12 protein-coding genes are annotated in these 13,076 nt (G+C 42.7%); 6 read left to right on the forward strand and 6 right to left on the reverse strand.

Annotated elements, in window-relative coordinates; translation table 11 throughout:
- The first annotated feature begins 22 nt into the window (after positions 1 to 22).
- Positions 23 to 493 carry a DUF6231 family protein gene (locus FTV31_RS11570; protein ID WP_180014983.1) on the forward strand — a complete coding sequence of 157 codons (471 nt, stop codon included), beginning with the start codon at positions 23 to 25 and terminating at the stop codon, positions 491 to 493.
- Positions 494 to 606: 113 nt separating this feature from the next.
- Positions 607 to 1,281, forward strand: coding sequence for a YidB family protein (locus FTV31_RS11575; RefSeq protein WP_180014984.1), 675 nt, complete (start codon positions 607 to 609; stop codon positions 1,279 to 1,281).
- Between the two features lie 66 nt (positions 1,282 to 1,347).
- On the opposite strand, the gene FTV31_RS11580 is transcribed toward FTV31_RS11575, so the two are convergent.
- Genes FTV31_RS11580 through FTV31_RS11590 form a run of 3 tightly spaced genes read right to left on the reverse strand, consistent with a single transcriptional unit; the run spans position 1,348 to position 3,316 of the window.
- On the reverse strand, positions 1,348 to 1,968 hold the full coding sequence (locus FTV31_RS11580) for an OB-fold-containig protein (protein WP_005235372.1): 621 nt from the start codon (positions 1,966 to 1,968) through the stop codon (positions 1,348 to 1,350).
- A 20-nt stretch (positions 1,969 to 1,988) separates the two neighbouring features.
- Complete coding sequence (locus FTV31_RS11585) at positions 1,989 to 2,297, reverse strand: Rieske (2Fe-2S) protein (RefSeq protein WP_373684488.1); 309 nt, start codon at positions 2,295 to 2,297, stop codon at positions 1,989 to 1,991.
- 14 nt (positions 2,298 to 2,311) lie between these two features.
- The gene (locus tag FTV31_RS11590; protein WP_180014985.1) at positions 2,312 to 3,316 is read right to left on the reverse strand and encodes an adenosine kinase; all 1,005 of its coding nucleotides are present in this window, start codon (positions 3,314 to 3,316) and stop codon (positions 2,312 to 2,314) included.
- A 261-nt stretch (positions 3,317 to 3,577) separates the two neighbouring features.
- On the opposite strand from FTV31_RS11590, the gene FTV31_RS11595 reads away from it, so the two are divergent.
- The 3 genes from FTV31_RS11595 (at position 3,578) to FTV31_RS11605 (ending at position 8,279) form a co-directional block, all read left to right on the forward strand.
- The gene (locus tag FTV31_RS11595; RefSeq protein ID WP_034170350.1) at positions 3,578 to 4,027 is read left to right on the forward strand and encodes a GNAT family N-acetyltransferase; all 450 of its coding nucleotides are present in this window, start codon (positions 3,578 to 3,580) and stop codon (positions 4,025 to 4,027) included.
- A gap of 147 nt (positions 4,028 to 4,174) precedes the next feature.
- Positions 4,175 to 7,114: an insulinase family protein gene (locus tag FTV31_RS11600; RefSeq protein ID WP_180014986.1), complete on the forward strand. Its 2,940-nt coding sequence runs from the start codon at positions 4,175 to 4,177 to the stop codon at positions 7,112 to 7,114.
- 22 nt (positions 7,115 to 7,136) lie between these two features.
- Positions 7,137 to 8,279: a phospholipase A gene (locus tag FTV31_RS11605; RefSeq protein WP_034702538.1), complete on the forward strand. Its 1,143-nt coding sequence runs from the start codon at positions 7,137 to 7,139 to the stop codon at positions 8,277 to 8,279.
- A 64-nt stretch (positions 8,280 to 8,343) separates the two neighbouring features.
- Here the strand turns inward: FTV31_RS11605 and FTV31_RS11610 are convergent, their stop codons facing one another.
- The 3 genes from FTV31_RS11610 to ilvA all read right to left on the reverse strand — a co-directional run bounded on the left by FTV31_RS11610 (position 8,344) and on the right by ilvA (position 12,039).
- Positions 8,344 to 9,684 (reverse strand): TrkH family potassium uptake protein, encoded by a 1,341-nt coding sequence (locus tag FTV31_RS11610; protein ID WP_159122737.1) that lies wholly within the window; start codon positions 9,682 to 9,684, stop codon positions 8,344 to 8,346.
- Positions 9,681 to 10,337 carry a TrkA family potassium uptake protein gene (locus FTV31_RS11615; protein WP_104426160.1) on the reverse strand — a complete coding sequence of 219 codons (657 nt, stop codon included), beginning with the start codon at positions 10,335 to 10,337 and terminating at the stop codon, positions 9,681 to 9,683. The genes FTV31_RS11610 and FTV31_RS11615 overlap by 4 nt, the downstream gene beginning before the upstream one ends.
- A 163-nt stretch (positions 10,338 to 10,500) precedes the next feature.
- Positions 10,501 to 12,039: a threonine ammonia-lyase, biosynthetic gene (gene ilvA, locus FTV31_RS11620; RefSeq protein WP_180014988.1), complete on the reverse strand. Its 1,539-nt coding sequence runs from the start codon at positions 12,037 to 12,039 to the stop codon at positions 10,501 to 10,503.
- A 104-nt stretch (positions 12,040 to 12,143) separates the two neighbouring features.
- Here ilvA and rpiA point away from each other — a divergent pair, with 104 nt between their 5' ends.
- Complete coding sequence (gene rpiA, locus FTV31_RS11625; RefSeq protein ID WP_180014989.1) at positions 12,144 to 12,815, forward strand: ribose-5-phosphate isomerase RpiA; 672 nt, start codon at positions 12,144 to 12,146, stop codon at positions 12,813 to 12,815.
- The last annotated feature ends 261 nt before the right edge of the window (positions 12,816 to 13,076 follow it).

A 13,076-nucleotide genomic window follows, 5' to 3' on the forward strand; every position in this document is an offset into this window, starting at 1 on the left:
CTTAAATCATAAGGATGCAGTCATGGCTGAACAGAATGTCATCACTTCAATGCTAGACGACTTCGCCAAGGAACAGCCAATTCATACTGCTATTTGTATCGGGCAGGATTTAACCCAATCTCAGTTTCAGCAATCTATTCAATGGCACTATTTTAACGTATCTGAGGTTTTAAATCTGCCTTTTCAACAGCGTTATGACCTGGCAGTAGTGATGCTGGATACTCCTGAAACCTTAGCATTACCAGAACAGCAGAAGAGTCAAATTCTGGTTAAAATGCGTGATTTATTTGCAAAACGTCTGGTTGTGGTGAGTCGCTTGCAGGATGAAAAACTGCTCAGGTCTTTAGGTCTGACCCAGTTGATTGACAAGACGGTTCATGGGGCGGATTTTGCACTCTGGCAATTCAATATTTTAACTTATAAACATGTGCCAGACTGGTTTAACTCTAAATTCTGGGCTAACCCTGAAAACTGGGATAAATATCGCTGGTAAAATTGGAAAGCTAGGAAGGACTTATATCAGTATTGCAAATATTAACAAAATCCTGCATGGAAAATATAAGCCCAGACTCTATTCTGTAGAGAAGGCGTATACAGGAATGAGTTATGACCAATCTTAGTAGTATTGTGGAAATGCTGGCCAAGCAAGCCCTAGGAAATAACCCGTCGCAATCCCAGCAGCGTTCCTCCCAGCAAGGGGGATTGGCAGATATTCTTGGATCAGTATTGGGTCATATCAATAATGCCAATCAGCAAAACCAGAATCAAAATCAGCAGCATCAAAACTCACAACAGCAAAACAAGCAAAATGGCCTAGGTGCAATTTTGGGTTCTGTACTCAGCCAGCTCGGAGGTGGGAGCCAATCTTCCGCTCGACCAAGTTCTGGACTGGGTGGCAGTTCAACAACAAAGACTTTATTGATTGCTGTCTTGCCACTGGTCTTGGCCTGGATTCAGAAACAGGGCGGTTTGCAAGGAGCATTGGATAAACTCAAAGGACAAGGTTTAAATAGCCAAGTTGATGACTGGGTATCTACTGGCCCGGGTGAAAATGCCAATGTTGATCCGCAGCAGGTACAAAACCTGTTTGATGATCAGGAAGTGGAACAGGTCGCACAAGAGACACATGTGCCTAAGCAGGATGTCTATAGCGCCATTTCTCAGGTCTTGCCGCAGATTATTGATTCACTGACACCACAAGGTGAGCAGACCAGTAAACAGGAAGCCAATAACGATATTCAGAATGTATTGAATATGGTCTCAGGCTTGTTTAAAAAATAAATCAATCTATCCAATAAAAAAATCCCGACGTTTGGCCGGGATTTTTTCTATTGAACTGCATGAACTTTAAGCTTCTTCCAGATTCAGGCTAAAGAGTCGGTTGGATTTACAGATCTTCTTGGCCACATAATGCGATTTTCTAAGACGGATTAAAATAATCTGAGACTGAAATTCCAGTTCGCCAAATTCAGGTTCAACCTGAACATAGTGCAATTGACCATACTCATCCCGAACTCGCGCTTGGGCAGAAAAGCCAGGACGGGCATTGCCACTTGAAATCGTGGCTAAACGGCCTAGCAGGTTTACATCATTCTTTTTATATTTAGGTGGAATGACCTGATCCAGACAATGGATCATAAATACGGTAAAGAAAATCGCAATGATCAATGCCGGTAGAATGATGTAATAGGCAGGTAAGAAATGATATTCCTGTGAGTAGATCAGAAATTGAAGCAAATAGCCGGCAAAGCTAAAATTCATCAGGAAGAAAAAAACAATCAGGGTTTTGGAGAATTTAACATTCAGCCATTCAACATTCTGAAAGTCATACGGAGAAATGCGTTTCAGGAGTTGACTGGGTTTAAGCTTAAAATAGAAGGCAACTGTTTTTGCCATGCCAAGCAGAATGATGAACAATAAACTGAGATGAAATGGCATCAGGTTATAGTCAAGTAAAAATTCAGGCATGGCAAAATCCGTTTTAGCTATTATTCTGAAAGATAAATTCCGCCATCAGAATGCACGGTAATATCAACTTTTTCAAGTGATTGACCTTGGCAAGGTCCAGAAATACATTCGCCGCTTTCTACAACGAACAGCGCGCCATGAGTAGAGCATTCAATAAACTCCTGATCACGGTCCAGGAACTGGTTTTCCAGAAATTCCAGTTCTACCTGTAAATGTGGACAAATATTCTGGTAAGCATAAAACGAACCATCACGCTGGGTAATAAAAATTGTATCCCCATTCGGAAGTTCAAAAGAGCGTGCTTCACGCTCTGGAATATCGTCAGTCATGCAAATTTTTAACATTAAGCACATTCCTTAAGAACATCTTTTAATAATGCTGTGTATTCTGAAACCGCCAGTCGTGGCCCAAATTGCGCTACCACTTGACTAGATACTAAAATTGCCAGTTCTGCTGCTGTTTTTAAACCAAGACCCGCATTAAGTGCATATAAAAAAGCACCCGCGAAAGCATCGCCAGCACCATTGGCATCCACTGCAGCTACAGCACGACCCGGTACAGTGAAGGTTTCACCATTATTGGAAATAAGCGCACCCTCAGCTGACATTGTAATGACAACGTATTGACTTAATTCCTTGAGTTTAACCAGAGCTGCTTCGATGGTATCTGTTTCGGTATACATCAATGCTTCTTGCTGGTTGCAGAACAAGAGATCAACGCCATCTGCAATCATTTCATCCAGACCGGCACGGGCATATTGCACCATCGCAGGATCAGAAAGGGTAAATGCGATTTTAACCCTATTGGCTTTGGCAATTTCACGCGCCTGTTTTACGGCCTGACGTGCTGTTTCGGAAGTGGATAGATAACCTTCGATATAGAGCCATTTAGCAGTTGTTAAAGGCTGGAAGTCAATCTGTTCATCTGTGAGTTCAGCAGTAATACCTAAATAGGTATGCATGGTACGTTCAGAATCTGGGCTGACCAGAACCATACAGGTACCTGTTACGCCTTCACTAATCGATTGGGTTGTAGTTTTAATGCCAGCTTCATTTAAGCCATGCAGATAGATATGACCCAAATCATCATTACCGACACGGCAGGCATAGAATGCAGAGCCGCCCAAAGCTGCAAATGCAACTGTAGTATTGGCTGCTGAACCGCCTGAAGCCTGACCTTTATAAGTTTGAGTTGCTTTTAAGTTTTGATACAGAGTAGCCTGAGCTTCACCATCCGCAAGTTGCATGGTGCCTTTTTGCAAGTGATGTGCAGTTAAAAACTCATCAGAAACTTTAAATTCCTGGTCAATCAGCGCATTGCCAATCGCAAAAAGGTCAACAGTAGACATATCCAAATATCACATTAAAAATGAAAGTGCTAAGTTTACACGATTGCTCGGGTTTGCTGTAGTTCACTGAAACATTTTCAGAATACTTTAAAAAATACTGTAACTTATTCAGCTTGAATCTTTGGTCTAAGAATTGATTTATTTTTAAACGGTAGCGAGTGCAGCCATTGATTTAAAGGTTGGATTTTATTTATAAGATTAGAGTACCAAGCAGTTATACTGGTGCGACATTTGAACAATCATCTAAAACAGTGTGGGTATATGGATATTAAGATTGTAACAGCCGAGCAGCTCCCTGATCAGATTGACACTCTAGCGACACTGGCGCGTAAAGAAGGTTATGACCTGATTGATAAGTTAATTGAAGAATACCGCACTGGAAAAAACTGTTTCAGTCAAAATAATGAATTTCTGGCCTGTGCCTATGATGGTAATAAACTGATTGCCTGTGGCGGCTTAAACCAGCAATGGGGTGATAACGGCATTGAAGAAAGGATTGGACGGGTACGTCGCTTCTATGTGCATCCAAAATATCGTCAACATGGTGTAGGTAAGCAGCTTCTGGCTTATCTGGAGCAGTTGGCACGACCATTTTATTCAGCACTTTGTTTACAGACCGATACCAAACTGGCTGCCAGTTTCTATCAAAAACAAAACTACGTCTTTGTTGAAAACCACCCGAGTTATAACTATTTCAAGTATATGATCTAGAGATCATTGCCAAACCTGATCATTTAAAAATCAGATGATCAGGTTTACTTAATTCGATCAAAATCCTCGGTTTTCTGCGTGAATAATTCAAACAACTACAGCTATAATGCGAATAATAATTTTTTAATTTAAGCATTAGGAGATCGCATGACTGTAGATGTCACTGAAACCATTTCTCAAACTGTACATCCTGCGTTTCAGTTGGTACGTCAACAACATGTTGAAGCTTTAGACATTTTAGTGTCTGAATATAAGCATAAAGTGACTGGCGCCACCCATTATCATCTGGCGACCAATCATGATGAAAATGTTTTTCTGGTTGCGTTTCGCACTCAGCCAATGGATTCAAAAGGTGAAGCGCACATTCTGGAACATACTGCACTGTGCGGCTCAGAAAAATTCCCGGTACGTGATCCGTTCTTCTTGATGATTCGCCGTTCGCTTAATACTTTTATGAATGCCTTTACAGCGGCAGACTGGACGGCTTATCCATTCGCAACTCAAAATGATAAAGACTTCCAGAACTTATTAGAAGTTTATATGGATGCGGCCTTTGCTGCGAACCTGAATCCGCTGGATTTTGCTCAGGAAGGTATCCGTATTGAGCTGGAAAATGGCGAGCCAGTGTATAAAGGCGTGGTATTTAATGAAATGAAAGGGGCAATGAGTTCACCTTCAGATCAACTTTATCATACTTTGGCGCATCACTTATTCCCGGACACTACCTATCACTACAACTCAGGCGGCGATCCTAAAGATATTCCAAACCTGACTTATGAAGAGTTGGTGAATTTCTATAAAACGCATTATCACCCAAGTAATGCAGTATTTATGACCTTTGGTAATAAATCTGCTGCTGAGTTACAGGAACAGTTTGAAAATCTGGCACTGTCTAAATTTGGAAAAGGTGAAACACTTTATTCAACGCCAGAAACCCGTTTAACTGCGCCACTCAATGTAACAGAAACCTATGCAGTTGATGGGGAAGATCTGAAGGACAAGACTTATCACGTATTGTCATGGTTATTGCCAGAAGCGAGTGATATCAAGTTACGTTTAGGCTTGCGTCTCGTAGAAGGGATTTTGCTGGAAGATTCAGCATCTCCCTTACGTCATTACTTGGAAACCTGTGGTTATGCACAGTCAACTGGCCCATTCATGGGCGTAGATGATTCCAACTTTGAAATGACCTTCTACTGCGCGGTTCAAGGTTCAAACCCTGAACATGCTGAAGAATTCAAAAACGGAGTTTTCAAAGTTCTGGAAGAAGTTGCCTCTAAACCTGTTGATCAACAGGCAGTAGATGCGATCCTACATCAGATCGAATTGCATCAGCGTGAAATCAATGGTGATGGTACACCGTATGGTCTAAGCCTGATTTTAAGCGGCTTAAGCAGTGCAATTCACCATCGTGATCCAGTTGAAGTCTGGGATGTGGACTCTGCAATTGCTTCAGTAAAAGAAGAATTGCAAGATCCAATGTGGCTGTCGAATCTGATCAAAGAACATCTTTTAGATAACTCGCACCGTGTTCAATTGACTTTAGTTCCAGATGCAAGCAAATCTACCAAGGAAGCTGAAGAAGAAAAAGCACGTCTAGCTGAAATTGGTAAAGCTTTAACTGAAGAACAAAAAGCCGAGATCAATGCCCAAACTGAAGCATTAAAAATTCGTCAGGATACACCGGATGACTTGAACTTGTTACCTAAAGTGGGTCTGGAAGATGTGCCTGCGGAATTGCAGATTGTTCAAGGCCAGTTGCGTGAGATTATTTGTAACCGCGTAGATACGCCATTGAATCTGTATCATGCAGGTACTAATGGGATTTATTACCAACAGGTGTTGGTGAAAATTCCAGATGAAGTGGTGCAATCACCGTATTTCAACCTGTTATCTATTTTGATGGGTGAAGTCGGTGCAGGTGAATATGATTACCTGCAATTCCAGCAACTGCAAACAGCAGTCAGCGGTGGTCTGGGCATGGGTGCTTCATTGCGCTCTAAAGTGGATGACAAAAACAAGATCAGTGCGTGGCTAACTTTAACGACTAAATCTTTGGCTAGCCATCTGGATGCGATCCGTCTGTTAAAAATCGGTTTCGAGCAACTACGCTTTGATGAAAAAGGCCGTATTATTGAATTGCTGCAACAGCGTAAAACTCGCTGGCAATCACGTATTTCCGGTTCTGGTCATAGCTATGCGATGCAAGTGGCATCACGTCAGCATAGCGCTCTAGCCTTGCGTGATTATCATAATACCGGTCTGGGCGCCTTGAACTGGCTGATTAACTTGGTCAATCAGGCTGAAAAAGATCCAGCAGCTTATGACGCTATGATTGATGAATTAAAACGCATTCATGCAGTCTTGCTACAAGCGCCAAAACAATTCTTGTTGGTGTGTGAAGAACAGCAGTCTGAGCGTCTGATTGAAGAAATTCAAAACGTATGGGACAAACTGGAAGTGAATACTGCACCTGCAGAATTGACTCAGGTTGAAAAAGTTAATCATAGCAATGATGAAGCCTGGTTGATTCAGACCAATGTGCAGTTCTGTGCAGCAGCTTATCCTGCGGTAGAAGTTTCACATCCTGATGCTGCTGCCTTGATGGTATTGGCAGGCTACTTGCGTAATGGTTATCTGCATAGCGCGATCCGTGAAAAAGGCGGTGCTTATGGTGGTGGCGCAAGCTATGACGGCAATGCATGTTCATTCCGTTTCTATAGTTACCGCGATCCACGCTTGGCAGAGACTTTCCAGGACTTTGATGCAAGTATCCAATGGTTGCTGAACGCACCTCAACAACCGCATCAACTGGAAGAAGCCATCTTAGGTTTAATCGCCAGTATGGATAAACCGGGTTCACCAGCAGGTGAAGCGATTACCGCCTGTTATGCCTACTTGCATCAACGTACGCCAGCTTTCCGTAAACAGCTTCGGGAACGTTTGTTGCATGTCACTTTAGATGACTTGAAACGTGTCGCACAGACTTATCTGGTTGAACAGCAAGCTTCAAAAGCGGTTGTTGCGCCATTTGCCAAACGAGAAACTTTAGAACAACTCGGCTTTACAATTCAGCAAGTTCAATAAATAAAAACAATGAGGATAGAGGATGGCGCTTAATTCTATTAAGCGCTCAACTTTGCAGCTGGGCGTTTTGCTTGGCTGTGTAGTTGGGACGCAAGTTAATGCGGAAGATAAAACTGTAGCGAGTAGTCCGATGCCGGCAACGGCTGAGGCTTGCTCTGCGGTTGAAACTAATTCAGAACGCTTGGCCTGTTACGATGCGGTATTTAAAATACCGGCCGATAGTAAGCCTGAGATTGTTTCTGAACGGCGTGCAGCCATAGAAATTGCGCCCGAACCCGATAACCTCAAAGCGAAGATTGAACAGACCGTTTCCAATATCTATGCTTCAGAAGGATCAAAGCTGACTCCGGCTTTATCCTTGCTGGATAGCCGTTGGGAATTGTCGCCGGAAAGTAAACTGGGTACGTGGAATATCCGTTCCTATCAGCCGATTTATCTGATGCCAGGATTCTGGACTTCCAAGAAAAACGAGTTTCCGCAAAGTGAAAACCCGAATAACACGGTTGAAGAAGACCAGAACTTGACCTCGATTGAAGGAAAATTCCAGTTATCTTTAAAAACCAAGGCGGTTGAAAATATTCTGGGTGATAACGGGGATCTCTGGCTGGGTTATACCCAGTCTTCACGCTGGCAGGTATATAACTCGGAAGAGTCTCGACCATTTCGTGAAACCAATTATGAGCCTGAAGCAAGCCTGATCTTCCGTACCAATTATGATCTGTTTGGTTTGAACTGGCGTATGCTGGGACTAACCCTGAATCATCAATCTAATGGCCGTTCCGATCCATTATCTCGTAGCTGGAACCGGGTAATGCTGAATCTCGGTTTCGAAAAAGACAACTTCGCCATGATGCTGCGCCCTTGGTATCGTATCGAAGAAGATCGTGCAGATGACAATAATCCCGAGATTAAAAACTATATCGGGCGTGGGGATTTAACTGCATTTTATCGTCATAATGCCCACGATTTTTCTTTGATGTTGCGTCATACACTTAAAGGTGGAGATGATAACCGTGGTGCGGTACAGTTCGACTGGTCATTTCCGATCAGTGGGCGTCTACGCGGTCAATTCCAGCTCTTTGATGGTTATGGTGAAAGTCTGATTGATTACAATCACCGTGCAACTTATGTGGGCTTGGGTGTATCCTTAATGAATTGGTACTAATCTGTTTCATGTAAAAAACCACGCTTAGGCGTGGTTTTTTTGCTTATACCTATTCATTTAAATCTTAACCAATCTGAATTTCTGAAGGCGGATGTTTAAGACGACTCTTTTTCGGTGTTGCAATTAAATAGGCAAGAGTTAAAGGTCCTAGACGCCCTGCATACATCATAAGCATCAGAATGATTAAACTCGCTGGTTGCAATTCTCCAGTGACACCACGTGTTAATCCAACTGTACAGGCGGCAGAAACCGCCTCAAACAGCAAATCTAAAAAATCATGATCGGGTTCTAGAATGAGTAAACTCATAAAACCGGTCATGACCAGACCTGCGGTAATACACACAACCGCTAAAGCCTTAAAAGTGGTTTTTTCAGAAATAGAATGATTGAACAAGCGAATTTCATCTTCACGGCGTAGAAAACTGATTACGCTGATCACCACAATAATAAACGTACCAACTTTAATTCCACCCGCCGTACTTAAGGAGCCGCCACCAATAAACATTAAAAAAATGGTGACTAGACTTGAGGCATCGCTCATCTGGTCCATGGGCAGACTATAAAAACCCGAAGAGCGGGGAACAGTGGCATGGAACCAGGCATTGAGTGCCTGATCACCTACACTCATCAGCGCTAAAGTCTGTGGATTAGAGGCTTCTAATAGCCAGAGTACAATAAAAGCACTCAGGTTAAGGCCCATAATCGTCGTTAGAATCAGCTTGCTATTCGGGCTAAGCTTGCGCCAGCTTTTATTCTGTTTTACATCCATCAGAACCAGAAAACCGATCCCGCCAATGATATACAGCATGCTGATCGTAAAGGTCACGAAATACTGGCCGGAAAAGCTCATCAAGCTATTGGGGAAAAGGGAAAATCCGCCATTATTAAACGCAGAAACACTATAAAAAGCCGCATAAAACAGTGCTTCACCAAAAGGATAATCTTCCAGCCACGCCATGGTTAAAATTAGGGTGCCAATGGCTTCGAAAAACAGGGAATATAGGAATACCGCTTTAATGGTAAAACTGACTTTCTTCAAACTGGTCTGGCCAATAGATTCCTGTGCCATCACTTGCTGTCTTAAACCAAGTTTAGGTGACAGGCTCATAAAAGCGAGTATGGCAAAGGTCATAAAACCGAGGCCACCACATTGCAGCAGGAACATAATCACGACCTGCCCAAAGGGTGTATAAGCTTCACCAACATTGACCACAGACAGTCCGGTAATTGTCACTGCAGAAGTCGCTGTAAAAATCGCCTCTAACCAGCTGATTTCAGTTTGATGGGCAAAGGGCAGCATCAGTAATAAAGAACCAATAAAAATCAGTCCGAGAAAACCTAAGGCCAGCAGACTCGGTGGACTGAGATTGACAATCCTGTTCTGGTTTAAATTTGAGCTTTTCATATGGCCTTAAAATGCTTGGACAAACGGCGTAGAGGCTCTAGTAATCCTTCGACCACCAGAATGTCACCTTCCTTAAGTAGCAGCTCAAGATCCACGATATGTTGTATTTCAGTGCCGCGTTTATGTAAAAGAACTTTAATTTCGGGAACCTGACTCATTAACTGGTGTAAGGGAGTGTCATGATGATCGGCATGAATCTCGATTTTGACAATATAATGATCATCTTCAAGTGACATATAACGGCTAACCATCGGGTAGCTGAGTGATTGTGCCACACGGACGCCCATATCTTCTTCAGGATGAATAATTTTTTCGACATTCAGATGAGTCAAAATCATATGGTGGGCTTTGGATTTGGCTTTGGCCCAGATTTTCTTTACACCCATATTTTTCAGATGCAGTACACACAGAATACTGGCTTCAATATCTTCACCAATTGCGACTACGACTGCTTCACAGCGCTGGATATCCAGTTCATCCAGAACATGCTCATCGGTTGCATCGGCAATGACCGCATGGGTAAGCTGATCGGAAATATTTTCCACATATTTTTTGTCGAGATCGATTCCAATCACATCATGTTTCAGGCTGATCAGTTGAGTCGCCACTGTTGCACCGAAGCTGCCCAGCCCAATGACTGCAAATAATGCCATGCATATTTCCCTAAATCTTTTTTATTTCAAATCAGTTCATGTCTAAGTACGTATCTTAAAGATTTTTATAGTTTTCAGCTATCTGGCCTTACATAAATACTTCATACATTTTTTTAGCTGGATATAAAAAAACCGCCTCGAAAGGCGGTTTATATCAAACCGATTATTTCAAGAAACGCTGATAACCTAGGTTGTTGGTGATTTCTTCATATGGATAAGTAATGCTTTCCAATGTCTCAATCAAACCATCTGGATTTTGCTGTGCATCTTCTGCTTCTAGGCCGACCAGTACGCGACCTTCTGCAGCGCCGTGGTTACGGTAATGGAACAGGGTGATGTTATGCGTTGGGCCAAGACGTTCTAGGAACATTAGCAGGGCACCTGGACGTTCCGGGAATTCCACGCGGAACAGGCGTTCATTTTCAATATCGGCATGACCGCCAATCAGGTAACGGATATGTAGTTTTGCGACTTCGTCATCAGACAGATCATCAACATCGTAGTCGAATTTCAGGTTTTCATAGATTTCCTGACGTTCTTTTTCACCATTTTTCAGGCTGATACCGACAAAGACCTGAGCTGCAGAAGCATCACTTGAACGGTAGTTAAACTCTGTGATATTACGGCCTTGTAGTGCACGGCAGAATTTCAGGAATGAACCTTTTTCTTCTGGAATAGTTACGGCAAAGATAGCTTCTTTGCGTTCGCCGAGTTCTGTACGTTCGGCAATATAGCGCAGACGGTCGAAGTTCATGTTCGCACCGCAAACAATCGATACGATGTTTTTGCCTTCAATGCCGTGTTCTGCTACATATTTTTTGATACCAGCCAATGCCATTGCACCAGATGGTTCTACAATACTACGACATTCGTCATAGGTATCTTTAATTGCTGCACAGACTTCATCGGTATTGACCAGTACCACATCAGGTTCAACAATTGGACCAGAATTATCTGATTTTTGCAGGCGGATGACCTCAAAAGGTTTTTCACCAATTTGTGCCACTGCAGTACCATCGGCAAATAAACCGACAGATGGAAGAATCACACGTTCATTGGCTTCTAAGGCCGCTTTTAAGCACGCGGATTCATCATATTCCACAGGAATCACTTTGACATGCGGTGCAACATCACCTAAGTAAGCTGCAACACCTGCGATCAGGCCGCCACCGCCAACTGCAACAAAGACATATTCTACATCGCGCCATTGACGCAGGATTTCATTGGCAATCGTACCTTGACCTGCCATCACCAGTTCGTCGTCATAAGGCGGAATGAAAGTCATGCCATCTTCTTGGGCACGCTGAATGGCATATTTGTTGGCAACGTCAAATGAATCACCATGTAATACCACTTCACCACCTAAACGTTTTACCGCTTGGACCTTAATGTCGGGCGTGGTTTTTGGCATCACAATAATCGCGCGAATACCCAGCTTTTTCCCTGACAGTGCCACGCCTTGTGCATGGTTGCCTGCTGAAGCTGTGATAACGCCACGTTCGAGTTGTGATTTCGGTAATTGACTAATACGGTTATAGGCACCGCGTAGCTTAAATGAAAAGACCGGTTGTAAATCTTCACGTTTAAAGCGAATGTTATTATTTAAGCGTTCGCTAATTCGTGGCGCTGCTTCGAGTGGGGTTTCGATTGCAACATCGTAGACCGTTGCTTGTAAAATTTGTCGAACCAAACGAGACAGCATGTTAATTTTCCATCTAACAGTTTAAAATAAGACTCTATTGTAACAAACCACACGGCTTTGCGGTTTAAAATTACTGCAAAAGTCCAAATTAGTTGAGTGATGTCATGAGTCTATATGCAACCCAAGATGAGAAAAAACAAGCTGCAGCCAAAGCGGCTTTAAAACACTTACCAAAAGGGGGCATTTTAGGCGTAGGTACAGGTAGTACCGTTAACTTTTTAATTGACCTTTTACCAGAACTGCAATTGGAAGCTGCTGTTGCAAGTTCTGAAGCGACTGCACAGCGTCTGAAAAAATTAGGCATTGAAGTGGTTGATATGAATAGCGTGGGCGGTTTAGATGCCTATGTCGATGGTGCTGATGAAATTGACCGTCATATGCACATGATCAAAGGCGGTGGTGCTGCGCTGACCCGTGAAAAAATCGTAGCGTCTATCGCGAAAAAATTTGTATGTATCGTTGATGATTCGAAATGGGTAGAGCAATTGGGTCGTGATTTCCCGCTGCCTGTTGAAGTGATTCCAATGGCACGTTCAGCAGTCGCACGTAAGTTGGTGGCGCTGGGTGGTGATCCTGCTTACCGTGAAGGTGTAGTAACTGATAATGGAAACGTTATTTTGGATGTGCATAACCTGAACATTCTGAATGCGCTTGAGCTGGAAAAAACCATTAACAACATCCCTGGTGTGGTATGTAACGGTATTTTCGCGATCAATAAAGCGGATATTGCGATTGTTGCGACCAATAACGGTATTGAAGAGCGTACAGCGATTTAAGAAATCCTCCCTGACCCTCCTTTTTCAAAGGAGGGAAAAGTCTTTAATTTGATAAAGCTCCTCGAAACTTCTATAAGTTTGAACTTCCCCCTTTATTAAAGGGGGATCGAGGGGGATTAGTAAAATAACGATTAAATCTCTGTACACGACAAAAATAGATAACTCATTGAAATAATGTCACAATAATTGTTTTCTAACGACGAATACTATGACACATCTCAATGAGTTATATCTTATCTTAAACAAATCTCTAAAATGGAA

This window comes from Acinetobacter sp. YH16031, from assembly GCF_013417335.1.
Taxonomy (GTDB): Bacteria; Pseudomonadota; Gammaproteobacteria; order Pseudomonadales; family Moraxellaceae; genus Acinetobacter.